Origin of the sequence: Teichococcus aestuarii (assembly GCF_003116135.1) — a bacterium.
GTDB lineage: Bacteria > Pseudomonadota > Alphaproteobacteria > Acetobacterales > Acetobacteraceae > Pseudoroseomonas > Pseudoroseomonas aestuarii.
Window position 1 is genome coordinate 71,875 of record NZ_PDOA01000005.1, and the last position, 22,503, is coordinate 94,377.

The following is a 22,503-nucleotide window of genomic DNA, read 5'->3' on the forward strand; positions in this document are numbered from 1 at the left end:
GGAAGACCCGAGATGCAGAAGTGGGTGTATGGTTTCGGCGCCGGCCGCAATGACGGCAAGGCCGAGATGCGCAATCTGCTGGGTGGCAAGGGGGCCAACCTGGCGGAGATGGCCTCGATCGGCCTGCCCGTGCCGCCGGGCTTCACCATCACCACCGAGGTCTGCACCTACTACTACGACAACGGCAAGCAGTACCCCGCCGAGCTGGAGGCCCAGGTGGCCGAGGCGCTGGCGCGCATCGAGCAGGCCGTCGGCCTCTCCTTCGGCGACGAGGCGAAGCCGCTGCTGGTCTCCGTCCGCTCCGGCGCCCGCGTCTCCATGCCGGGCATGATGGACACGGTGCTGAACCTCGGCCTGAACGACCGCACGGTGGAGGGGCTCGCCACCGCCTCGGGCGATTCGCGCTTCGCCTGGGACAGCTACCGCCGCTTCATCCAGATGTACGGCTCCGTGGTGCTGGGCGTGGACCACCACCGCTTCGAGGAGATCATCGAGGACGCCAAGCTGGACAAGGGCGTCTCCGAGGACACGCAGCTGACCGCCGAGGACTGGAAGCAGGTCGTCGCCCACTACAAGGCGATGGTGGAGGAGGTGCTGGGCAGCCCCTTCCCGCAGGAGCCGAAGGCGCAGCTCTGGGGCGCCATCGGCGCCGTGTTCGGCAGCTGGATGAACCAGCGCGCCAACACCTACCGCCGGCTGCACGACATCCCGGCCAGCTGGGGCACGGCGGTGAACGTGCAGGCCATGGTGTTCGGCAACATGGGCGAGGATTGCGCCACCGGCGTCTGCTTCACCCGCGACCCCTCCACGGGCGAGAACATCTTCTACGGCGAGTACCTGATCAACGCCCAGGGCGAGGATGTGGTGGCCGGCATCCGCACGCCGCAGCCGATGTCGAAGGCCCGCTCCAAGCCGGGCGAGCGCAGCATGGAAGAGGCCATGCCCGCCGCCTATGCCGAGCTGGTGCAGGTCCGGCAGACGCTCGAGCAGCACTACACGGACATGCAGGACATCGAGTTCACCGTGCAGCAGAACAAGCTGTACATGCTGCAGACGCGTAACGGGAAGCGCACCGCCGCCGCCAGCCTCAAGATCGCCGTGGACATGGCGCGCGAGGGGCTGATCGACGAGCGGGAGGCGGTGAAGCGCGTGGCGCCCGGCTCGCTCGACCAGCTGCTGCACCCGACGCTGGACCCCAAGGCGCCGCGCAACCTGATCTCGAAGGGCCTGCCGGCCTCGCCCGGCGCCGCCTGCGGCACGGTGGTGTTCTCGGCCGACGAGGCGGAGACGCGCGCCGCCAAGGGCGAGAGCGTGATCCTGGTCCGCATCGAGACCAGCCCCGAGGACATCCACGGCATGCACGCCGCCAAGGGCATCCTCACCACGCGCGGCGGCATGACCAGCCACGCGGCGGTGGTGGCGCGCGGCATGGGCCGGCCCTGCGTGGCCGGTGCCGGCGGCGTGGTGGTGGACTACAACAGCCAGCAGCTCCGCGCCGGCGGCCAGACCGTGCAGGCGGGCGAGACCATCACGCTGGACGGCGCCACGGGCGAGATCTTCCTCGGCGCCGTGGCGATGGTGGAGCCGCAGCTCTCCGGCGACTTCGCCACGCTGATGGGCTGGGCCGACAAGGTGCGCCGCCTGAAGGTGCGCGCCAACGCCGAGACGCCGCTGGACGCCGACACCGCCCGCAAGTTCGGCGCCGAGGGCATCGGCCTCTGCCGCACCGAGCACATGTTCTTCGACCCCGAGCGCATCGGCGCCGTGCGGCAGATGATCATGAGCGAGAGCGAGGGCGGCCGGCGCGACGCGCTGGCCAAGCTGCTGCCCTTCCAGCGCGCCGACTTCATCGAGCTGTTCCGCATCATGGCGGGGCTGCCGGTGACGATCCGCCTGCTCGACCCGCCGCTGCACGAGTTCCTGCCCCACCGGGAGGAGGAGCTGGCCGAGGTGGCGGCGAGCCTGGGCGCCGACCTCGCCACCATGCAGCGCCGCGCCGCCGACCTCTCGGAAGCCAACCCGATGCTCGGCCACCGTGGCTGCCGCCTCGGCGTGACCTTCCCCGAGATCTACGAGATGCAGGCGCGCGCCATCTTCGAGGCGGCGGTGGCCACCGCCCAGGAGACGGGCAAGGCACCGGTGCCGGAGATCATGATCCCGCTCGTCGCCGCGAAGAAGGAGCTGGAGATCACCCGCGCCCAGGTGGACAAGGTGGCGAAGGAGGTCTTCGCCGAGGCCGGGCTGGAGATCGAGTACCTGGTCGGCACCATGATCGAGCTGCCGCGCGCCTGCCTGACGGCCGATGCCATCGCCGGCACGGCGGATTTCTTCTCCTTCGGCACCAACGACCTGACGCAGACCACCTTCGGCCTCTCGCGCGACGATGCCGGCAAGTTCCTGCCCTACTATGTCGAGAAGGGCATCCTGCCGAAGGACCCCTTCGTCTCGATCGACCCGGAGGGCGTGGGCGCGCTGGTGCAGATCGCCGCCGAGAAGGGCCGTGGCGTGAAGCAGGACCTGAAGCTCGGCATCTGCGGCGAGCATGGCGGCGACCCGGCCTCGATCCAGTTCTGCGAGAGCGTCGGGCTGGACTACGTCTCCTGCTCGCCCTACCGCGTGCCGGTGGCGCGGCTGGCGGCGGCGCAGGCCGCCCTGGCCGGCGGCACCGACCGCACCGCGTAAACAGACAGAAAAAAGATGGGGCCCGGGGGAATTCCTTCCCCCGGCCTTTTCTTTTTCTACGGCGCCGCCTTCTCCGGCAGCCGCATCCAGTGCGGAATACGCGGCATGAGCGTGGCCTCGCCGCAGGTCAGCGCCTCATCCCCCAGGATCGGCAGCCGCAGCAGCGCCAGCCCCAGCCCCTCGGCATGGCCGGAGCGCATCTCCCCCACCTCCGCCTCGCCGCGCCGGATGGGCGTGCCCGGCGCCGGCAGCGGCCCCTGCACATCGACCGGCACCAGCCGCCGCTTCAGCAAGCCGCGATACTTCGTGCGGGCCGTCAGCTCCTGCCCCATGTAGCAGCCCTTGCTCCAGGAGATTCCGTCCAGCTCGTCGAAGCCGGCCTCCAGCAGCACGGATTTCTCCGGCTCCAGGTCCGGCGCGCCGTCGGGAAGGCCGAGGGCGAGGCGGTGGCGGGCATAGTCGCCATTCCCGGCGGGCAGGTCGGCGGCGGGGAGGATGGCGCGCCAGCCGGCCTCCGGCAGGCGCGGGTCGGGCGCCGCGACGGCGCCCTCCGGCACGGCCGCGCCGCCCCAGCCGGCCAGCACGCCGAGATCGGGCCGCGCCGCCAGCGCCACCTTCGCGCGCAGGCGGAAGCGGGAGAGGCGCTGCGCCAGCATCTCCGCCTGGGCGGCGGCGCAATCGAGCAGCAGGGCCTCCGGCGTGGCGAGGATGAAGAAGTCGGCCAGCCACTTGCCTTGCGGCGTCAGCAGCGCGGCCCAGACCGCATGGCCGGGGGTGGCGCGCGCCACGTCGTTGGAGACGAGGCCCTGGAGGAAGCTGACACGGTCCTCGCCGGTCAGTTCCACCACGGCGCGGTCGGGGAGGGGGGCGATGGGCATGATATGAGATTTGGCGTTCCGGCGGCCCGAGGCAAGCGGCGGCATGTCCCTCTGCGCGCGGCGCGGAAACCGTGCTAGAGCCGCGCCCGACCATGCGCATCCTGTTCGTGACCGCCACCCGGATCGGGGATGCGGTGCTCTCCACCGGCCTGCTGGACCATCTGCTGCGGACCTATCCCGGCGCGCGGATCACCGTGGCCTGCGGGCCGGTGGCCGAAGGCGTGTTCGCCCGCATGCCGAACCGGGAGGCCACCATCCTGCTCGCCAAGCAGCGCTTCTCGGGGCACTGGTTCTCGCTCTGGGGGCAGGTGGCGCGGCAGCGCTGGGACCTGGTGGTGGATCTGCGCGGCTCCGCCCTCTCCTGGCTGGTGCGGACGCGGCGCCGCGCGGTGATGCGCGGCGGGCGGCGGCCCGGGCACAAGCTGCTGCAACTGGCCGGCGTGCTGGGGCTGCACCCGGCGCCGCGCCCGGTGGCCTGGTTCGGCCCGCAGGATGCGGCGAAGGCCGCGGCGCTGCTGCCGGGGGAGGGGCCCTATCTCGCCCTCGGCCCCAGCGCCAACTGGGCGGGCAAGGTGTGGCCGCCGGAGCGCTTCGTGGCGTTGTTCCAGGCGCTGACGGCGCCGGGCGGGCGGCTGGAGGGCGCGCGCCCCGTGGTGCTGGCCGGACCCGGCGCCACCGAGGCCGCCATGGCGGCGCCCGTGCTGGCCGCGCTGCCGCAGGCGGTCGATCTGGTGGGGCGGCTGGAACTGCCGGAGGCGGCGGCGCTGCTCTCCCGCTGCGCGCTGTTCGTGGGCAATGATTCGGGGCTGATGCACCTCTCGGCGGCGGCGGGCACGCCCACGCTGGGGCTGTTCGGCCCCACCCCGGCGGCCGAATACGCGCCGGTGGGGCGGCGGGCGCGGGCGGTGCTGGCGCGTGGCCTGCCGGGCCGGGCGCCGATGGAGGCGCTCGGCGTCGAGGCGGCGCTGGCGGCGGCGGTGGCCCTGCTGGACACACCCGAGGACACCCCGGAAGGCTGAGGCCGTAAGCCGGTGGCTCAGCCCGCGCCAGGCAAGACCCGGCGCAGGAAATCCTGCCACTGCGCCACCACGGCGGCCTCGGAGAAGCTGGCCTCGTAGGCGGCGCGGCCGGCCGCGGCCAGCGTGGCGCGGCGCCCGGGGTCGGCCAGCAGGGTAGCCAGGGCGCGGCCCAGCGCCTCCGGCTGGTCGCGCGGCACCAGCAGGCCCGTCTCGCCGTCGCGGATCAGCTCGGCGGGGCCATCGGCATCGGCGGCCACCACGGGGCGGGCGGCGCTCCAGCCTTCCAGCACCACATTGCCCAGCGGCTCGTGGCGGGAGGGGCAGACCATCACGTCGCAGGCCGCCAGCAGCGCCGCCGTGTCCTGCCGCCAGCCGAGGAAGCGGACGCGCTCCGCCACGCCCAACTCGCCGGCCAGGCGGGTGAGGGTCTCGCGCTCCGGCCCCTCGCCGGCCAGCAGCAGCACGGCGCCCGGCACATGCGGCAGGGCGCGCAGCAGCGTGTCGAAGGCCTTGTTGGCGTGCAGCCGGCCGAGCGCCAGCAGGCGCGGCGAGCCTTCAGGCAGGTCCGGCAGCTCGGCCGGCAGGGCGCCGGCCATGTCCTCGGCGAAGTTGGGCAGGTGGTGCACCCGCGCCTCCGGCCAGCCCTGCTCCAGCATCCAGCGGCGCAGGCCGCGCGTGTTGCCCACCAGGTGGTCGCAATGGCGGTAGTGGCGCAGGTCGTAATAGCCGCCGAGGCGGCCGACCAGAGTCCAGGGGCCGCGCGGGGTGAAGCCGGCGGCGCGGTTCATCCAGGCCACCACCGCCTGGGGCTGGAAGGCGTGCAGGTGGCGGCGGATCTGGAGATGGGTGGGCAGGTCCAGCCAGCGCTGGCCGAAGCGCAGCTGCACCGGCGTGAGCCCCCGCACCGAGAGCCGCGCCGCGCGGGCCGGATTGGCGCGGATGACCGGCAGCACCTCCTCCCCCGCGGCGTGCAGGGCGCAGCACAGGCGCTCATAGAAGCTCTCGGCGCCGCCCATCGGGGCGCCCGCCATCACCTGGGCCAGCCTCATGCCATTCTCCCGGGAGGTTCCGGCGGGGACAATGCGCCGCCGCGGCCGCCGTTGCCGCCGGGCCTCACGGCGTGGCGCGCAGCCGGGCGAGGGCGGTGAGGCCCACCGCCAGCAGCAGCAGCACGCCGATCCACCAGGCCTGCCACACGCCGTAGCTGAGCATGCCCACCACCCCGCCCGATGTCAGCAGCCCGGCGGCGGCGGGGGCGTGCAGCGCCGCGCCATGCCAGCCCAGCCACAGCAGCAGCCCCGCCGCCAGCAGCGCGCCCACCGCGCCCAGCTCCAGCCAGATCTGCAATGGCGCGTTGTGCGGGTGCAGCGGCAGGCGCTGCGCCCGCACCCCCTCGAACCAGGCGCGCGACACGGCGCCGCCGAGGCCGAAGCGTTCCAGCGCCTCGGGCGTGAAGGTGTCCCGCCCGCCGGGCAGGCTGCGGCTGGACTCGCCGCCCCAGCCGAGCAGCGGCCGCTCGCCGATCCGCTCCAGCACGAATTCCCAGATCAGCACGCGGTGCGCGGCGGAGGGCGGGATGGCGTCCAGCGCCGGCAGGCGGGGCAGGGCGGCGCTGAACATCAGCGGCGCCGCCAGCACCGCCACCGCCAGCAGGGCGCCAGCGGCGCGCGCCACCCAGGCGCCCAGCAGCCAGGCCGCCGCCATCGCCGCCAGCCCGGCCAGCACGGCGATCTTGGCGGATTCGGCGGGCAGCCACAGCACGGTGAGCACCCCCGCCGGCAGCAGCGCCCAGCGCAGCGCGCGCGGCAGCACCGCCGGCTGGGCATGGGGCAGGCACAGCGCCAGCGGCAGCAGCACGGCGATGATGGAGACCGCCGGCTTCAGCCCGAAGGGCAGGTTGGGCGGCGCCTCGGCCGGGCTCATGCCGCGCACCGCCGCGCGCAGCCAGTTGCCGCTGGCATGGTCGAGCAGGGCCAGGGCGATGCCCGCCGCCAGCCCCCAGCCCAGGCAGCGCAGCACGGCGCGCAGCCGGTGCGGCGGCTGCTCCGCCACCGCCCGCGCCGCCATGGCGCCGAGCAGGATGTAGAGGCCCAGGGTGAGCGCGGTGGTGGCGGCGCGGCCCGGCTCGATGGACCAGGCGGCGCTGGCCAGCAGCCAGCCCATCGGCAGCAGGACCGGCGCCAGCACGGCGGGGCGCGGCCAGGGCAGCAGGCCAGCGCCGCGCGCGCCCGGCAGGCGCCGCCGCTCCCATCCATGCAGCGCCACGGCGGCGAGGAAGCCCAGCACGGTGAGCAGCGCCACGGCGCGGAACTGGAGCACCGCCACCGCGGGGGCTATGGCCAGCATCAGCCCGATCGGCAGGCTCGCGCCGCGCAGGCCGCGCGTGTCGGAAGGGGGCATGGGCGGGGCAACTCCCGGCGAGGGCGGCAAGAAGGGCGCGGGAAAGAACCATGCCGCCCCGGGCGAGGCAAGAACGCAGCCTCCGGCCCGCCCCGCCTTGTCGTGCCTTGACAGGAACCCCCCCGAGCCGCTTGGTAGGGTTGAGAATTTCATGCGCATGGCCCCGATGCTGCCGCAGACCCAGCCCCGCCCGGGGCGGCCGGGACCGATGCTCCGGCCCCCACGGGTGGCTCCTTTCCCGTTGTCCCGACGCTTCGCCGCCATGCCACGCGGCCGGGAGGGCTGAGCCATGTGCGGAATCGCCGGCCTCTCGCTGCATGGGCGCGCCGTGCCGGATGCGGCGCTGCTGCAGCGCCTGACCGACGCGCTGGCGCATCGCGGCCCCGATGGCGCCGGCCACCATGTGGCGGCCAATGTGGCGCTGGCGCACACCCGGCTGGCCATCATCGACCTGGCGGGCGGCGACCAGCCGCTCTTCGCCGGGCCTGCCGCGCTGGTCGGCAATGGCGAGGTCTACAACTACCGGGAGCTGCGCACCGAGAACCAGCTCCTCTGCGCCACCGGCAGCGACTGCGAGCCGCCGCTGCACCTGTTCCGGCGCGACGGGCTGGCCTTCGCCGAGCGGCTGCGCGGCATGTACGCGCTGGCCGTGCACGACCGCGCCACCCGGCAGGTGGTGCTGGCGCGCGACCCCTTCGGCATCAAGCCGCTCTATACCGCCGAGCTGCCGGGCGGCATCGCCTTCGCCTCCGAGCCGCAGGCGCTGATCGGCGCCGGGCTGGTGGCGCCGAGGCTGCGCCCCGAGGCGCGGGCCGAGCTGCTGCAGATGCAGTTCACCACCGGCGCGGAGACCATCTTCGAGGGCATCCGGCGCGTGCTGCCGGGCGAGACCATCGCCATCTCGGAAGGCAAGGTGCTGGAGCGCCGGCGCCGCGCCGCCCTGCCCGAGGGCGGGCCGGTCGCCGCCACCGAGGCCGAGGCGCTGGCGCGCTTCGAGGCGGCCTTCCGCTCCAGCGTCGAGCTGCACCAGCGGAGCGACGTGCCCTACGGCATGTTCCTCTCGGGCGGCACGGACAGCGCCGCGGTGCTGGCGATGATGGCGCGGCTGAACGAGGCGCCGGTGCGCGCCTTCACCGCCGGCTTCGACATTCCCGGCGCCGCCGATGAGCGCGAGCGCGCCGCCACCCTGGCCCGCGCCGCCGGCGCCCGGCACGAGACGGTGATGGTGGGCGAGGCCGATGTGTGGCGCCACCTGCCCGAGATCGTCGCCGCCATGGACGACCCGGCGGCGGACTACGCCATCATCCCCACCTGGTTCCTGGCGCGGCGGGCGCGGCAGGCGGTGAAGGTGGTGCTCTCCGGCGAGGGGGGGGACGAGCTGCTCGGCGGCTATGGACGCTACCGCGCTGCGATGCGCCCCTGGTGGCTGGGCGGCAAGGCGCCCCGCACCCGTGGCGCCTTCGACCGGCTGGACGTGCTGCGCGCGGCGCCGACCGGCTGGCGCGACGGCATCGCCGCCGCCGAGGCCGCCGTGGCCTTGCCCGGCCGCACCCGGCTGATGGCCGCCCAGGCGCTGGACGTGGCCGACTGGCTGCCCAACGACCTGCTGATCAAGCTCGACCGCTGCCTGATGGCGCATGGCGCGGAAGGCCGCACCCCCTTCCTCGACAGTGCCGTGGCCGAGGCGGTGTTCCGCCTGCCGGACGGGCTGAAGGTGCGCAAGGGCGCCGGCAAGTGGCTGCTGCGCGAGTGGCTGGCGCGGAACTTCCCCGCCGCCGAGCCGCACCGGCCGAAGCAGGGCTTCACCGTGCCGGTGGGCGCCTGGATCGGTGCCCGGGGCGAGCAGCTCGGCCCGCTGGTGGCGGCGCAGCCGGGGGTGATGGAGATTGCCCGGCCGGAGAAGGTGGTGGCGCTGTTCAAGGCCGCCGCCGGCAAGCGCGAGGGCTTCGCCGCCTGGCACCTGCTGTTCTACGCGCTCTGGCACCGCCGGCATGTGGAGGGGGTGATGCCGGAGGGCGACACCTTCGCCTACCTGGCCGCACGGTAAGGGAAGCGTCCGGGCGGCACGCCGCCCACCCACGTATCGCTCAACCGGCAGAAAAAAGATGGGGGCCCGGGGGAATTCCTTCCCCCGGCCTTTTTTACGCGTACAGATCGTCGAAGAACTGCCGCTCCAGCCGCACCGCCCGCCGGAACAGCGTGGCGCAGGCGGCTTCCTCCGCCGGCCCCACCCGGTCCAGCTCGGAGCGCAGCCAGCCGACGAAGCCCCGGAAGAAGTCGTTGTCGTGCAGGGTGATCCACTCGGCATGGACGAAATCCGGCGGCAGGGGGCCGCTGCGGCGGCTGGCCCAGGCGAGGTAGAGCCACTCCGCCACCACGAGCACGGAGAGCGCCCGGGCGTAGGAGCGGCTCTCCGCCGCCTCCCGCATCAGGTCCTGGAAGGCGCGGGTGGTGCCGCTCAGCACGGGGGCGGTGCGCTCGGCCTCCGGCACGCCGAGCGCGTCGAAGGCGCGCTGGAAGTAGGTGTTCTCGTCGCTGGTGATCATCGCCAGGAAGCCGGAGAGGCGCAGGCGGGCGGCGTAGCTGTCGGCGCTGGCGATGGCGGCGCCGAGCAGGGCCACGAAGCGGTCGATGAACTGGTAGTCCTGCACCAGATAGGCCCGCATCCGCGCCGGCTCGGCGGTGCCGTCCAGCATGGCGTCGACGAAGCGGTGGCGGATGGCGGCGTTCCAGTCCTCGGCGCAGGCGCGGCGCAGCGCCTCGGAGAATCCGGTCTGGGGCATGGCGTTGGTCTCCCGGTCGTGCCGGATGCGGATAGCAGAGCCGCGGTCGGGGGTCGCCCCCGGGGCGGAAACTGCCTAGAGAGAAGGCCACGACCGGCCCCATCCGAGAGGAATGCTCCGCATGACCAGCTACGATCTCATCCTGCGCGGCGGACGCTGCGTGCTCCCCTGGGGCGAGGAGGAGGTCGATGTCGGCGTGCGCGCCGGCCGCATCGCCGCGCTCGGCGACCTGCGGACGGCCGAGGCGGCCGAGGTGCTGGACTGCGCCGGGCTGCACATCCTCCCTGGCCTGATCGACCCGCATGTGCACCTGCGCGATCCCGGCGACCCGGCGGTGGAGACCATCGAGACCGGCACGAAGGCCGCCATCCTCGGCGGCATCACGGCGGTGTTCGACATGCCCAACACCAGCCCGGCCATCACCGGCCAGCAGGCGCTGGAGGACAAGCGCGCCTATGTGAAGGGCCGCGCCTGGTGCGACATCGGCTTCTATGTCGGCGCCGCGCGCTCCAACATCGGCGCCCTGGCGGCGCTGGAGGCCAACCCGGATGTCTGCGCCATCAAGGTGTTCGCCGGCTCCTCGACCGGCGACCTGATGGTGGAGGACGATGCCTCGCTGGAGCGGGTGATGCGCTCCGGCCGCCGCCGCATCGCCTACCACTCGGAGGACGAGTACCGGCTGCAGGAGCGCAAGCCGCTCTACGCCGCCGGCGGCCCGCACCGCCTGCACGCCGAGTGGCGCGACGTGGAATGCGCCTTCCTCGGCACCCGCCGGCTGATGGCGCTGGCGCGCGAGACCGGCCGCCCCGCCCACATCCTGCACGTCTCCACCGCTGAGGAGCTGGGCTACCTGAAGGATTTCCGCGACGTCGCCACGGTGGAGGTGCTGGTCAACCACCTCAGCCAGACGGACGAGGCCTATGACCGCCTCGGCGGCTATGCGGTGATGAACCCGCCGATCCGCGACGCCCGCCACCAGGAGGCCGCCTGGGCCGCCGTGCGCGACGGCACGGTGGACTGCATCGGCTCCGACCACGCGCCGCACAGCCGCGCCGCCAAGGAGCGCCCCTGGCCGGCCACCGCCGCCGGCCTGACCGGCGTGCAGACCCTGGTGCCGCTGATGCTGGACCATGTGAATGCCGGCCGCCTCTCGCTCGGCCGGCTGGTGGACCTGATGGCCGCCGGCCCGGCCCGCGTCTATGGCGCGGTGGGCAAGGGGCGGCTGGCCGCCGGCTACGATGCCGACTTCACCATCGTGGACATGAAGCGCGCCCGCACCATCGAGGAGAGCTGGATCGCCTCGCCCTGCGGCTGGACGCCCTTCGCCGGCCAGCGCGTCACCGGCTGGCCGGTGATGACGGTGGTGCGCGGCCATGTGGCGATGCGCGACGACACGGCGCTGGGCGCCCCGGAAGGCCGCCCCGTCAGCTTCCACAGCTGAGGCCCCGGGGCCGGGCCGGGGCGGGGCCGCCCGGCCCCGCCGCCGAAGCTCCACCGCCAGAGGCTTAACGTGGCGCGCCGCTGCCGCTATGGTCCGCGCCACTTTTCACAGAGGCCGGACCTTGCCGGATATCTTCGACGAAGTGCAGGAGGAGCTGCGGGCCGAACGGGCCCGGCAGCTGGGTGTGCGATATGGCGGCATGCTGGCCGGCGTGGCGCTGCTGGTTCTGGTCGGCCTGGGCGGCTGGCAGGGCTGGCGGTGGTACGAGCAGCGGCAGGCCAGCCAGGCGGCCACGACCTTCCTGGAGGCGCACCGCGCCGCCGAGGCCCAGGGCGCCGACCTGAAGGCGGTGGGCGACCGCTTCGCCGCCCTCGCCGCCGAGAGCCCGGCCGGCTACCGCCTCCTCTCCCTGCTGCGCGCCGCCGCGCTGAAGGCCGAGACGGGCGACCGCGCGGCCGCCCTGGTGATGTGGGACCAGGTGGCGTCCGACAGCGCCGCGCCGCAGCTCTACCGCGACCTCGCCAGCCTGATGTGGGCGCTGCACGGCATGGACAGCCAGGACCCGGCGCTGCTCGCCGCCCGGCTGGAGCCGCTGGCCCAGGCGGGCGGGCCGACGGGTAGCCCCTGGCGCGCCTCGGCGCGGGAGCTGCGGGCGCTGCTCGCCATCCGGCGCGGCGAGACCGCCGAGGCCAAGCGTGACCTGGAGGCCCTGGCGGCCGATGTGAACGCGCCGCGCGGCCTGCGCGACCGCGCCAGCCGCCTCGCGGCGGGATTGGGGGTATGATGCGGGACAGGAAGATCTGGACGCGGCGCGCCGCGCTGCTGGGTGGCGCCGGCCTGCTGAGCGGCTGCGGCCTGCTGGACGGCGTTTTCGGCGACAGCAAGCCGCCGCTGCCGGGCGAGCGCCACTCGGTGCTGACGGCGCAGCGGGAACTGGCGGCCGATGCCGGCATCGCCGGCCGCCCCGTGGCGCTGCCGCCGCCCCAGGCGCGGGCCGAATGGCCGCAGCCCGGTGGCGGCGCCACGCACGATGCCGGCCACAACGCCGTGGGCCCGCGCCTGGCGGAAGCCTGGCGCGCCTCGGTGGGCACCGGCAGCTCCTACCGCCGGCGCATCACCGCCGGCCCCGTCATCGCCCAGGGCACGGTGTTCGCGGCCGACGCCTATGGCGTGGTCTCGGCCTTCGACCTCGCCTCGGGCGGCCGCCGCTGGCGCTTCGACACGCGGCCCGAGGATGACGACACGGGCGCTGTCGGCGCCGGCTGCGCCTTCGCCGACGGCACGCTCTACGTCGCCACCGGCATGGCCGAGATGCTGGCGCTGGACCCCGCCACCGGCGCCGTGCGCTGGCGGGTGCGGCTGCCGGCGCCAACGCGCGGCGCCCCCGCCGTGGCCGATGGCCGCATCTTCATCCCCACCATCGAGAACCAGCTGCTCGGCCTCTCGGCACAGGACGGCAAGCGGCTCTGGGCCTATCGGGCGCAGCCGACCACGGCGGTGCCGCTCGGCCTGCCGGCGCCGGCGGTGGAGGGCGAGTTCGTCGTCGCCGGCTTCCCCTCGGGCGAGCTGGTGGCGTTGCGGCCCGAGGATGGCCGCGTGCTCTGGACGGAGAGCCTGGCCGGGCAGGGCCTGCGCGGCCTGGGCGACATCTCCGGCGTGCGCGGCCTGCCGGTGATCCACCAGGGCCGCGTCTATGCCATGGGCATGGGCGGCACCTCGATGGCGGTGGACCTGCGCTCCGGCCGCCGGCTGTGGGAGCGCGAGGTGGGCGGCACCGCCAGCCCCGTCGCCGCGGGGGAATGGCTGTTCCTGGTGGGCGCCAATGGCGAGCTGCTGGCGGTGGGGCGCGAGGATGGCCGCATCCGCTGGATCAGCGAGCTGAACGCGCCCGCGCCGGGCCAGAAGAAGCAGGACCCGGCCTATTTCGCCACGCCCATCCTGGCGGGCGGGCAGATCGTGCTGCCCGGCAGCGGGGGCGAGGCGCTGCTGGTCGATCCGGCGGAGGGGCAGGTGGCGGGCCGTCTGCGCCTGCCCGGCGGCACGCTGCTGCCGGGCGCCGTGGCGCAGCAGACCCTGGTGCTGCTGACCGATGACGGCACCCTCGTCGCCTATCGCGGCGGCTGAGATCCCGGCCCGGGGGGCGGTGTCCCCCCGGTGTCCACCCCGGTGTCTCGGCGGGCGGGGGGCCGGCATGCGCCGCAACATGGTTTCGCCGGGGCGCGATCTGCTCTAAAGCGGCGGTATCATGCTCCCCCGTATCGCCATCATCGGCCGGCCCAACGTCGGCAAGTCCACGCTGTTCAACCGCCTCGCGGGGCGGAAAATCGCCATCGTGGACGACACGCCGGGCGTCACCCGCGACCGCAAGGAGGTCGAGGCACGCATCGGCGGCCGCCCCGTGCTGCTGCTCGACACGGCGGGGCTGGAGGAGGCCCCGCCCGACACCGTGGCCGGCCGCATGCGCGCCAGCTCCGAAGTGGCGGTGCGGCAGGCGGATCTGGTGCTGTTCGTCATCGACGCCCGCGCCGGCATCACCCCCTCCGACCGCGCCTTCGCCGCCTGGCTGCGCCGCCAGCCTGCCCCCGTGCTGCTGGTCGCCAACAAGACCGAGGGGCGGGGCGGCGGCATGGCCGCTTACGAGGCCTATGAGCTGGGCCTTGGCGACCCCGTCGCCATCTCGGCCGAGCATGGCGAGGGCATCGCCGACCTCTACACCACGGCGCTGCCGATGCTGCCGGAGGAAGAGGACCCCGAGGTGCGGGACCGCGACCGGCCGCTGCGGCTGGCCATCGTCGGCCGCCCGAATGCCGGCAAGTCCACCCTGCTGAACGCCCTGCTGGGCGAGGAGCGCATGATCACCGGCCCCGAGCCCGGCCTGACGCGCGACGCCGTGGCGGTGGAGTGGATCGACGAGACGGGCGGCAAGGTGCGGCTGGTGGACACCGCCGGCATGCGCAAGAAGGCCCGCATCATCGAGAACCTTGAGCAGATGTCGGTGGGCTCCACCATCGCCGCGCTGAAGGAGGCGGAGGTGGCCGTGCTGGTGCTCGACGCCCTGCTGGGGATGGACGAGCAGGACCTCCGCATCGCCCGCCTGGCCGAGCGCGAGGGCCGCGCCGTGGTCATCGCGCTGAACAAGTGGGACGCGGTGGAGGACCGCACCGCCGCCCGCCGCGCGCTGGACGACGTGCTGATGGCCTCGCTGGCGCAGCTCAAGGGCGTCAGCGTCGTCACCCTCTCGGCGATCACCGGCAAGAACGTGAACCGGCTGATGCCCGCCGTGCGCGAGACGCTGGAGCGCTGGAACCGCCGCATCCCGACCGGCGAGCTGAACCGCTGGTTCGAGGCCGCCGTGGCCCGCCACACCCCGCCGCTGGTCGATGGGCGGCGCATCAAACTGCGCTACGCCACCATGCCCAAGGCGCGGCCGCCGACGATCGCCGTGTTCGGACCCCGCGCCGAGGACCTGCCGGAGGATTACCGGCGCTACCTCGTCAACAGCTTCCGCGAGGCGTTCGACATGCCGGGCGTGCCGATCCGCCTGCATGGGCGCGGCGGCAGGAACCCCTTCGTCGAGGAATGAGGCCACGCGCCGCCACCGCATCGTCATGCGGGGGGGCGGCGCAAAGGGCCACGGCCTGTGGCATCCTGCCGGCGACGTGTGACACCGTGCTGACCGGAAGGCCCCTCCCGTGGATATCCTGCTCGCCCTGCTGCTGATCCTCCTGCTGAGCGGGGTGGGCGCCCTCATCTCGCTCTCGGAGATCGCCTTCGCGGCGGCGCGGGAGACAAGGCTGCGCCTGCTGGCCGAGGGCGGCGAGGCCCGCGCCACCCGCTTCCTGGCGTTGCGCCAGGACCCGGCGGCGGTGGTCACGGCGCTGCAGATCGTGGTCAACGCGCTCGGCGTGCTGGGCGGCGTGCTGGGCGAGGGGGCGCTGACGCCGGTGCTGACCCCCGCGCTGGAGCGCCTCGGCGCCGGGGAGTGGGCCGCGCCCGCTGCCTCGGCCTTCTCCTTCGTCACCGTCACCACCCTGTTCGTGATCTTCTCCGACCTGGTGCCGAAGCGGGTGGCGATGATGCAGCCGGAGCGCATCGCCGTGCTCACCGGCTGGTTCCCGGCGCTGGCGGTGCGACTGCTGCGGCCGCTGGTCTGGGTGTTCTCGGGGCTGGCGGATGCGCTGATGCGGCTGCTCGGCCTGCCCACCGCCGTGGTGCACGAGACGGTGACGCCCGAGGAGCTGCGCGCCACCCTGGCCGCCGGCGCCGAATCGGGCGCGCTGGACGCCGCCGAGCACCGGCTGATCGAGAACGTGCTGGCGCTGCGCGAGCGCACCGTCACCTCCGCCATGACCCCGCGCGACGAGATCGTCTTCCTCGACCTGAAGGAGACGCCGGAGGCGTGGCGCGAGAAGGTGCGGCGCCAGCCCTATTCCCGCTACCCTGTCTGCGATGGCGGGCTGGACCATGTGGTGGGCTACACCCGCGCCGAGGACGTGCTGGCCGAGGTGCTGCAGGCCGGCGTCGGCGCGCTGAAGCCCGAGTCGCTGAAGCCGGACACCACCAAGCCCGGCGCCGCCGCCCCCGGCCCGATGCGGCGGGACGTGCCCTCGGTGCCCGAGACGCTGGACCTGTGGGAGGTGCTGGCGCAGTTCGAGGCGCAGAAGGCGGGCTTCGCGCTGGTGGTGAGCGAATACGCGGTGGTGACCGGCCTCGTCACCTACAAGGACGTGCTGGCGGCGCTGGTGGGCGGCCTGGCCGATCCCTTCGAGGAGCGTGCGATCCTGAAGCGGGACGCGGATTCCTGGCTGGTGGATGGCATCGCGCCGATGGCCGATGTCTCCGTGGCGCTGGGCACCGAGGCGCTGCCGGTGGATGGCCCCTACCACACGGCGGGCGGCTTCGTGATGCACCGGCTGCGCCGCGTGCCGCGCAAGGCGGACAAGGTGGAGGCGGCCGGCTTCGTCTTCGAGGTGGTGGATGTGGAGGGTTTCCGCGTGAACCAGCTCCTGGTCACCCGCGTCCTGACTCCCGACCCGGAAAACTGACAGAAAGAAGAGGGAGGTCCGGGGGAATTCCTTCCCCCGGCCTTCACCCCCTCACCGGGGCAGCAGCGCCTCGGCGATCTGCACCGCGTTGAGCGCCGCCCCCTTCAGCAGCTGGTCGCCCACGACGAACAGGCTGAGCGAGCGGCCCGAGGGGTCGCCGCTGTCCGGCCGGATGCGGCCCACCAGCACGTCGTCCTGCCCCGAGGCGTCGCTCGGCATGGGGAAGTAGTTGCGGGCGCGGTCATCCACCAGCTTCACGCCGGGGGCGGCGGCGAGCAGGGCGCGGGCTTCCTCGGCGGAGACCACCGTGTCGAACTCCACCGTCAGCGCCATGCCGTGCGCCCGCAGCACCGGCACGCGGATGCAGGTGATGCCGATGGGCAGCGCCGGCGTGCCCATGATGCGCCGCGTCTCGGCCACCACCTTGGTCTCCTCGCCGTTGTAGCCGCTCTCCGGGTCCATCTCGGCGTTGTGGCTGAACATGTTGAAGGCGTAGGGGTGCGGCAGAACCTTGGGCTCGAAGCTCTCGCCGCGCAGATGGGCGGCGGTGGATTCGCGCAGCTCCTCCATGGCCGCCGCCCCGGCGCCGGAGGCCGCCTGGTAGGTGGCGGCATGCAGGCGGCGGATGGGGTGCGCCCGGTGCAGCGGCGCCAGCGCCACGGTGGCGATGGCGGCCACGCAGTTGGGGTTGGCGATGATGCCGCGGTGCTGCGCGATGGCGGCGGCGTTCACCTCCGGCACCACCAGCGGCACGTCGGGGTCCATGCGGAAGGCGGAGGAATTGTCCACCACCACGGCACCCGCCTTCACGGCGGCGGCGGCGTAGCGCTTGGAGACGCCGGAGCCGGCGGAGAACAGCGCCAGGCCCACGCCCTCGAAGCTCTCCTCGGTGAGGGCCTCGACCGGCAGCTCCTCGCCGCGGAAGGTCATGGTGCGGCCGGCGGAGCGGGGGGAGGCCAGCAGGCGCAGGCGGGAGAGCGGGAAGTTCCGCGCCTCCAGGCAGTGCAGCAGCTCGACGCCGACCGCGCCGGTGGCGCCGACGATGGCCACCACGGGGCTGGCGGCCACGTTCAGGTGCGGCTGGGCTTCGGCGGGGTCTTGAAGGGTGAGCATGGGGTCTCTGTCCGGTGGTGCCGGGAGAGACGGGCGCCGGCGTGTCCGGCTTTGGCCCCGTCCGTCTCCGGCGGGGCCTTCTGGTGATTTATGCTGCGGCGACCCGCGCATGCACCAGAGGACGCCCCGCCGGAGCGGTCGTCTTGGTAATGCGCTTGATGATGATCGGGGCGAACATGCTGCGTATTTCGCCCCGGAACCCCCTGTGCGTCAAGATGGCGCGAGGCCGAGGGGGCGGTACTGCCCCCGCAAGGAGGAAAGAGCCGGCATGACCATCGAGATCGTCAGCCTGAACCGGCGGCCGGATCTGGCCCCGCAGGTGGCCACCTGGCTGTGGGAGGCCTTCTGGCGGGCGCAGGGGCACGGCCCGGAGGCGGTGATGGCGATGCTGGCCCTGCCGCAGGCGCCGCCCGCCCTGCCGCAGAGCCTGGTGCTGCTGGCCGAGGGGCGGCCGCTCGGCACCGCCTCGCTGGCGGCGGGCGACCTGGAGGCGCGGCCGCTGCTGACGCCCTGGCTCGCCGGCCTCTACGTGGTGCCGGAGGCGCGCCGGCAGGGCCATGCCGGCCGGCTGGTGCGGGCGGTGCAGGCCCTGGCGCAGGAGCAGGGGGCAGCGACGCTGTGGCTCTACACGGGTTCGGCCGAGCGGCTCTACACGCGGCTCGGCTGGGTGTGCGAGGAGCGGCTGGCGCATGGCGCGGGCGAGGTCGCGCTGATGCGCCGCGCGCTGGCGCCGCTCACCGGAGCGTAGCGGCGCCCCCAGGCGGCGGCCCCTTCAGCGGCGGAACAGCACCGTCTCGCCCTGGCGCGTCTCGGCGGGCATGCAGAGATCGGCCAAGGCGGGGGCGACATCGGCCGGCTGGGCGATGGTGGCGGGGTCCTCGCCCGGCATGGCCTGGGCGCGCATCTTGGTGGCCACCACGTCGGGGTCGAACAGGTTCACCCGCAGGCGGCTCTCCGCCACCTCCATGGCCCAGGTCTTCACCAGATGCTCCATGCCGGCCTTGGTGGCACCGTAGGGGCCCCAATAAGGCTTCGGGCGCTGCACCCGGCCGGTGGTGACGAACACCGCCCGGCCCGCCGGCGCCGCGCGCAGCGGCGGGTCGCAGGTGCGGATCAGCCGCCAGGTGGCGTTCATGTTGACGCCGACAAGCTGCGTCCAGTCGCGCGGCTGGATATGCGCGACGGGAGTCAGGCTGCCCAGCGCGCCCGCCACATGGGCCAGGATGTCGAGCCGGCCGAAGCGCTCCACCAGGGAGGGGCCGAAGCTGTCGATCTTGTCGGCTTCCTTGCCCGCCAGGTCGAAGGGCAGCAGCGTGGCGCTGCCGCCTTCCGCGCGGATGGCGTCATCGGTTTCCTCGAGGCCGCCCTGGGTGCGGGCCACCAGCACGCAATGCGCGCCGCGCCGGGCCAGCTCCAGCGCCAGCGCGGCACCGAGGCCGCGGCTGGCGCCGGTGACGAGGGCGACCTGGCCGGCCAGCGGCTTTCCCGCCATCGCCGCGCTCACTGGCCGTTTGCCGCCAGCAGCGCGGGCACGCGCTCGGGGTGGCCTTCCAGGTCGGTCAGCGGAATGGCGTAGTCGCCGGTGAAGCAGGCGTCGCAATAGCCGGGGTTGCCGGCGTCGCGCTTCGCATGGCCCAGGGCGCGGTAGAGCCCGTCGAGCGAGATGAAGGCCAGGCTGTCGGCGCCGATGATGCGGGCCATCTCCTCCACATCGTGCTTGGCGGCCAGCAGCTTGTCCCGCTCCGGCGTGTCGATGCCGTAGAAGCAGGAATGCGTCGTCGGCGGCGAGGAGATGCGCATGTGCACCTCCTTGGCGCCGGCCTGCCGCACCATCTCGACGATCTTCCGCGAGGTGGTGCCGCGCACGATCGAGTCGTCCACCAGGATGACGCGCTTGCCCTCGATCATCGGCCGGTTGGCGCTGTGCTTCAGCTTCACGCCGAGGTGGCGGATCTGGTCGGTCGGCTCGATGAAGGTGCGGCCGACATAGTGGTTGCGGATGATGCCGAGCTCGAAGGGGATGCCGCTCTCGGTGGCGTAGCCCATGGCGGCGGGCACGCCGGAATCCGGCACCGGCACGATCACGTCGGCCTCCACATGGCTCTCCCGCGCCAGCTCGGCGCCGATGCGCTTGCGCGTGCCATAGACGGGCGTGCCCTCCATGACGGAGTCGGGGCGGGCGAAATAGATGTACTCGAAGATGCAGAAGCGGCTCTGGCCGCGGCCGAAGGGCTTGATGCTGCGCAGCCCGCCATTGTCGATGACGACGATCTCGCCCGGCTCGATGTCGCGGATGAACTCGGCGCCGACGATGTCGAGGGCGCAGGTCTCGCTGGCCAGCACATAGGCGCCGCCCTCGCCCTCGCCGAGGCGGCCGAGCACCAGCGGGCGCACGCCCATCGGGTCGCGCGCGCCGATCAGCGCGCCGTCATGCAGCGCCACCAGGGAGTAGGCGCCCTGCACCTGCTTCAGCGCGTCGATCAGCCGGTCCACCACATTGGCGTAGAGGCTGATGGCGATGAGGTGGACGAACACCTCCGAATCGGTCGTGCTCTGGAACAGGCAGCCGCGGCGGACGAGCGCGCGCTTCAGCGTGGCGGCGTTGGTCAGGTTGCCGTTGTGCGCCACGGCGAGGCCGCCGAACTCGAAGTCGGCGAAGAGCGGCTGCACGTTGCGCAGCGCCGTCTCGCCCGTGGTGGCGTAGCGGTTGTGGCCGACGGCGCAGCGGCCCTTGAGGCCGGCCATCACCTTCACGTCGCCGAAGATGTCCCCCACCAGGCCGAGGCCGCGATGGGCGTGGAAGGCGCCCGCCTCGGAGAGGGTGACGATGCCCGAGGCCTCCTGCCCACGGTGCTGCAGGGCGTGCAGGCCGAGCGCGGTCAGCGCCGCCGCGTCCGTGGCATTCCAGACGCCGAAGACGCCGCATTCCTCATGGAAGCCGTCGTCTTCATCCCAGGGATTGGTGGAGGGCAGGGGCTGCATCGGCATCCTCGTTACCGGCCTCGGGCCGGCGTGCTCATGTCCGGCCTCTGGCCGGGGGTCGCAGCAGCTCGTCCATGCTGGGCATGCTGCGCTGCGGCAGGTCGGGAAGTCGCGGGCGATACTCCGGTGGCAGGCGCGAGACAAGCGCCGCCGCCGCATCCGCCACCACGGGCAGGGTCCGCGCCTCGCGCACCGGCTCCGGCCAGCGATCCATGGCGGGGAGGAACAGCCCGCCCACGATATAGGCGAGGACCACCAGGAAAGCACCCCGCGCGAGGCCGAACACCATGCCGAGGGCGCGGTCCAGACCCCCGAGGACGGAGTCCCGCACCCGGTTGGCGAACCAGGCGATGAGCAGCTTCAGCATCAGAAGCGCCAGCAGGAAGGCGCCGCCGATGGCGATCAGCTCGGCCAGCCATTCGGGCTGGATGTAGCCCACGGCCAGCGGCCGCAGCCCCGGCAGGATGGTGATGGCGAACAGGGCCGCGCCGATCCAGGCGCCGACGCCCAGCACCTCGCGCACCAGGCCGCGGAAGAAGGCGATGAGCGCCGAGAGGGCGAGCACCGCGAGGACAATGCCGTCCACCCAGGTCATCGGGGGCAGCGTATAGCCAAGCACCGGGCGGGAGTCACGCAATGGCGGCGGCGGGCGGCTCTCATTCCGCCGCCGGCTTCTCCGCCTTCTCGGGGGCCCTCTCCCTGGCCTTCTCCTTTTTCGCCGGCGCGGCGGCGGCGAGCGGCGCCACGAGGTCGGCCAGATGGCCGATCTCGGCCAGGCGCAGCCCGTCATGCGCGGCGGCCGCGCGGCCGCCGCGCGCCACGCGGCGCGGCAGCATGGCGGCCAGGAAGCCGAGCTTGGCGGCCTCCCGCAGGCGCAGGTCGGTCTGCGCCACCTGCCGCACCTCGCCCGAGAGGCCGACCTCGCCGAAGAACACCATGCCTGGATCGGTGGGGCGGTCGGTCGCGGCCGAGACCAGGGCGGCGGCCACCGCGAGGTCGGCCGCCGGCTCGTTGATGCGCAGGCCCCCGGCGATGTTCAGGTAGACATCGTTCTGCCCGAGGCTGACGCGGCAGCGGGATTCGAGCACCGCCATCAGCATGGCCAGCCGCCCCGAATCCCATCCCACCACCTGCCGCCGCGGCGAGCCGCCGGAGGCGGAGGGGGAGAGCAGCGCCTGGATCTCGACCAGCACCGGCCGCGTCCCCTCCATCCCCGCGAAGACGGCACTGCCGGAGATGTTGCCGCGCCGCTCGGCCAGGAACAGAGCGGAGGGGTTGGCCACCTCCATCAGCCCCCGGTCCGTCATCTCGAAGACGCCGATCTCGTCGGTGGCGCCGAAGCGGTTCTTCACCGCGCGCAGGATGCGGAACTGGTGGCCGCGGTCGCCCTCGAAGTAGAGGGTGGCGTCCACCATGTGCTCCAGCACGCGCGGGCCGGCCAGCGTGCCTTCCTTCGTGACATGCCCCACCAGCACCACGGCGAAGCCGCGCGTCTTGGCCAGCCGGGTCAGTTCGGCGGCGCAGGCGCGCACCTGGCTCACCGTGCCGGGGGCGGAGTCGAGGCTGTCCAGCCACACTGTCTGGATCGAGTCGACGATGACGAGGGTGGCCTCCTTCTCCTCCTCCAGCGTCGCTGCGATGTCACGCAGGCTGGTGGAGGCGGCGAGGCCGAGCGGGCTTTCCGAGAGGCCGAGGCGCAGCGCCCGCAGCCGCACCTGGTCGATCGCCTCCTCGCCCGAGATGTAGAGCACCCGCCGCCCGGCGCTGGCGATGCGCGCCGCCGCCTGCAGCAGGATGGTGGACTTGCCGATGCCCGGGTCGCCGCCCACCAGCACCACCGAGCCGGGCACGAAGCCGCCGCCCAGCACGCGGTCCAGCTCGGCCATGCCGCTCTCGGTGCGCGGCGGCGGCGCGGCCCGGCCCTTGAGGCTGACGAATTCCACCCGCCGGCCACCGGCCGATTTGCCGGCGGGGCCGGGGGCGCGGACCTCCACCACCTCCTCGGTCAGGGTGTTCCATTCGCCGCAGGAATCGCAGCGGCCCTGCCATTTGGGCGCGATGGCGCCGCAGCTCTGGCAGACGAAACGGGCGGTGGGTTTGGCCATGCCCCCTATATGGGGCAAACCGGGAACGAAGGGGAGGGGGCGAGCCCCATCCCTG

18 protein-coding genes are annotated in these 22,503 nt (G+C 73.6%); 9 read left to right on the forward strand and 9 right to left on the reverse strand.

Annotated elements, in window-relative coordinates; translation table 11 throughout:
* The first annotated feature begins 12 nt into the window (after nucleotides 1-12).
* Nucleotides 13-2,682, forward strand: a complete 2,670-nt coding sequence (gene ppdK / locus CR165_RS09735) for a pyruvate, phosphate dikinase (protein WP_109516795.1) — start codon at nucleotides 13-15, stop codon at nucleotides 2,680-2,682.
* Between the two features lie 56 nt (nucleotides 2,683-2,738).
* On the opposite strand, the gene ygfZ is transcribed toward ppdK, so the two are convergent.
* Nucleotides 2,739-3,560 carry a CAF17-like 4Fe-4S cluster assembly/insertion protein YgfZ gene (gene ygfZ / locus CR165_RS09740; RefSeq protein ID WP_109516796.1) on the reverse strand — a complete coding sequence of 274 codons (822 nt, stop codon included), beginning with the start codon at nucleotides 3,558-3,560 and terminating at the stop codon, nucleotides 2,739-2,741.
* A gap of 92 nt (nucleotides 3,561-3,652) precedes the next feature.
* Between ygfZ and CR165_RS09745 the strand changes: the two genes are divergently transcribed.
* Entirely contained in the window at nucleotides 3,653-4,579 is a 927-nt protein-coding gene (locus tag CR165_RS09745) for a glycosyltransferase family 9 protein (RefSeq protein ID WP_109516797.1), read from the forward strand.
* 17 nt (nucleotides 4,580-4,596) lie between these two features.
* Here CR165_RS09745 and CR165_RS09750 read toward each other — a convergent pair whose 3' ends face one another.
* Both CR165_RS09750 and CR165_RS09755 read right to left on the reverse strand, forming a co-directional pair.
* Nucleotides 4,597-5,628: a glycosyltransferase gene (locus CR165_RS09750; RefSeq protein ID WP_109516798.1), complete on the reverse strand. Its 1,032-nt coding sequence runs from the start codon at nucleotides 5,626-5,628 to the stop codon at nucleotides 4,597-4,599.
* A gap of 64 nt (nucleotides 5,629-5,692) precedes the next feature.
* Entirely contained in the window at nucleotides 5,693-6,979 is a 1,287-nt protein-coding gene (locus CR165_RS09755) for an O-antigen ligase family protein (RefSeq protein WP_109516799.1), read from the reverse strand.
* A gap of 289 nt (nucleotides 6,980-7,268) precedes the next feature.
* Here CR165_RS09755 and asnB point away from each other — a divergent pair, with 289 nt between their 5' ends.
* Nucleotides 7,269-9,026 (forward strand): asparagine synthase (glutamine-hydrolyzing), encoded by a 1,758-nt coding sequence (gene asnB / locus CR165_RS09760; protein ID WP_109516800.1) that lies wholly within the window; start codon nucleotides 7,269-7,271, stop codon nucleotides 9,024-9,026.
* Nucleotides 9,027-9,120: 94 nt separating this feature from the next.
* Here asnB and CR165_RS09765 read toward each other — a convergent pair whose 3' ends face one another.
* Nucleotides 9,121-9,762, reverse strand: coding sequence for a TenA family protein (locus tag CR165_RS09765; RefSeq protein WP_109516801.1), 642 nt, complete (start codon nucleotides 9,760-9,762; stop codon nucleotides 9,121-9,123).
* A 121-nt stretch (nucleotides 9,763-9,883) separates the two neighbouring features.
* On the opposite strand from CR165_RS09765, the gene CR165_RS09770 reads away from it, so the two are divergent.
* From CR165_RS09770 to CR165_RS09790, 5 genes are all read left to right on the forward strand, one after another.
* Nucleotides 9,884-11,203 carry a dihydroorotase gene (locus tag CR165_RS09770; protein WP_109516802.1) on the forward strand — a complete coding sequence of 440 codons (1,320 nt, stop codon included), beginning with the start codon at nucleotides 9,884-9,886 and terminating at the stop codon, nucleotides 11,201-11,203.
* Nucleotides 11,204-11,324: 121 nt separating this feature from the next.
* Nucleotides 11,325-11,987, forward strand: coding sequence for a tetratricopeptide repeat protein (locus CR165_RS09775; protein ID WP_109516803.1), 663 nt, complete (start codon nucleotides 11,325-11,327; stop codon nucleotides 11,985-11,987).
* Nucleotides 11,984-13,327: an outer membrane protein assembly factor BamB family protein gene (locus tag CR165_RS09780; protein WP_245906304.1), complete on the forward strand. Its 1,344-nt coding sequence runs from the start codon at nucleotides 11,984-11,986 to the stop codon at nucleotides 13,325-13,327. Before CR165_RS09775 ends, CR165_RS09780 begins: the two co-directional genes overlap by 4 nt.
* 121 nt (nucleotides 13,328-13,448) lie before the next feature.
* Nucleotides 13,449-14,786, forward strand: coding sequence for a ribosome biogenesis GTPase Der (gene der, locus CR165_RS09785; RefSeq protein ID WP_109516804.1), 1,338 nt, complete (start codon nucleotides 13,449-13,451; stop codon nucleotides 14,784-14,786).
* Between the two features lie 109 nt (nucleotides 14,787-14,895).
* Entirely contained in the window at nucleotides 14,896-16,248 is a 1,353-nt protein-coding gene (locus CR165_RS09790; protein WP_109516805.1) for a hemolysin family protein, read from the forward strand.
* Between the two features lie 51 nt (nucleotides 16,249-16,299).
* Here CR165_RS09790 and CR165_RS09795 read toward each other — a convergent pair whose 3' ends face one another.
* Nucleotides 16,300-17,361, reverse strand: a complete 1,062-nt coding sequence (locus CR165_RS09795) for an aspartate-semialdehyde dehydrogenase (RefSeq protein WP_109516806.1) — start codon at nucleotides 17,359-17,361, stop codon at nucleotides 16,300-16,302.
* Between the two features lie 268 nt (nucleotides 17,362-17,629).
* Between CR165_RS09795 and CR165_RS25000 the strand changes: the two genes are divergently transcribed.
* Nucleotides 17,630-18,109 (forward strand): GNAT family N-acetyltransferase, encoded by a 480-nt coding sequence (locus CR165_RS25000; RefSeq protein WP_181378085.1) that lies wholly within the window; start codon nucleotides 17,630-17,632, stop codon nucleotides 18,107-18,109.
* Between the two features lie 24 nt (nucleotides 18,110-18,133).
* Here the strand turns inward: CR165_RS25000 and CR165_RS09805 are convergent, their stop codons facing one another.
* Genes CR165_RS09805 through radA form a run of 4 tightly spaced genes read right to left on the reverse strand, consistent with a single transcriptional unit; the run spans nucleotide 18,134 to nucleotide 22,448 of the window.
* Entirely contained in the window at nucleotides 18,134-18,853 is a 720-nt protein-coding gene (locus CR165_RS09805) for an SDR family NAD(P)-dependent oxidoreductase (protein ID WP_109516996.1), read from the reverse strand.
* Nucleotides 18,854-18,861: 8 nt separating this feature from the next.
* Nucleotides 18,862-20,349 (reverse strand): amidophosphoribosyltransferase, encoded by a 1,488-nt coding sequence (gene purF / locus CR165_RS09810; RefSeq protein ID WP_181378086.1) that lies wholly within the window; start codon nucleotides 20,347-20,349, stop codon nucleotides 18,862-18,864.
* A gap of 28 nt (nucleotides 20,350-20,377) precedes the next feature.
* Nucleotides 20,378-20,980: a CvpA family protein gene (locus tag CR165_RS09815; RefSeq protein ID WP_245906305.1), complete on the reverse strand. Its 603-nt coding sequence runs from the start codon at nucleotides 20,978-20,980 to the stop codon at nucleotides 20,378-20,380.
* A 19-nt stretch (nucleotides 20,981-20,999) separates the two neighbouring features.
* Nucleotides 21,000-22,448 (reverse strand): DNA repair protein RadA, encoded by a 1,449-nt coding sequence (gene radA, locus CR165_RS09820; protein WP_109516810.1) that lies wholly within the window; start codon nucleotides 22,446-22,448, stop codon nucleotides 21,000-21,002.
* Nucleotides 22,449-22,503 lie beyond the last annotated feature (55 nt).

What these genes read in the sequence shown, in the direction of transcription:
- CR165_RS09795 (WP_109516806.1), bottom strand. Translation starts at nt 17,361, where the DNA reads ATGCTCACCCTTCAAGACCCCGCCGAAGCCCAGCCGCACCTGAACGTG.
- der (WP_109516804.1), top strand. Translation starts at nt 13,449, where the DNA reads ATGCTCCCCCGTATCGCCATCATCGGCCGGCCCAACGTCGGCAAGTCC.
- CR165_RS09765 (WP_109516801.1), bottom strand. Translation starts at nt 9,762, where the DNA reads ATGCCCCAGACCGGATTCTCCGAGGCGCTGCGCCGCGCCTGCGCCGAG.
- purF (WP_181378086.1), bottom strand. Translation starts at nt 20,349, where the DNA reads ATGCCGATGCAGCCCCTGCCCTCCACCAATCCCTGGGATGAAGACGAC.
- CR165_RS25000 (WP_181378085.1), top strand. Translation starts at nt 17,630, where the DNA reads ATGACCATCGAGATCGTCAGCCTGAACCGGCGGCCGGATCTGGCCCCG.
- CR165_RS09755 (WP_109516799.1), bottom strand. Translation starts at nt 6,979, where the DNA reads ATGCCCCCTTCCGACACGCGCGGCCTGCGCGGCGCGAGCCTGCCGATC.
- ppdK (WP_109516795.1), top strand. Translation starts at nt 13, where the DNA reads ATGCAGAAGTGGGTGTATGGTTTCGGCGCCGGCCGCAATGACGGCAAG.
- CR165_RS09780 (WP_245906304.1), top strand. Translation starts at nt 11,984, where the DNA reads ATGATGCGGGACAGGAAGATCTGGACGCGGCGCGCCGCGCTGCTGGGT.
- asnB (WP_109516800.1), top strand. Translation starts at nt 7,269, where the DNA reads ATGTGCGGAATCGCCGGCCTCTCGCTGCATGGGCGCGCCGTGCCGGAT.
- CR165_RS09770 (WP_109516802.1), top strand. Translation starts at nt 9,884, where the DNA reads ATGACCAGCTACGATCTCATCCTGCGCGGCGGACGCTGCGTGCTCCCC.
- CR165_RS09745 (WP_109516797.1), top strand. Translation starts at nt 3,653, where the DNA reads ATGCGCATCCTGTTCGTGACCGCCACCCGGATCGGGGATGCGGTGCTC.
- CR165_RS09805 (WP_109516996.1), bottom strand. Translation starts at nt 18,853, where the DNA reads ATGGCGGGAAAGCCGCTGGCCGGCCAGGTCGCCCTCGTCACCGGCGCC.
- radA (WP_109516810.1), bottom strand. Translation starts at nt 22,448, where the DNA reads ATGGCCAAACCCACCGCCCGTTTCGTCTGCCAGAGCTGCGGCGCCATC.
- CR165_RS09750 (WP_109516798.1), bottom strand. Translation starts at nt 5,628, where the DNA reads ATGAGGCTGGCCCAGGTGATGGCGGGCGCCCCGATGGGCGGCGCCGAG.
- ygfZ (WP_109516796.1), bottom strand. Translation starts at nt 3,560, where the DNA reads ATGCCCATCGCCCCCCTCCCCGACCGCGCCGTGGTGGAACTGACCGGC.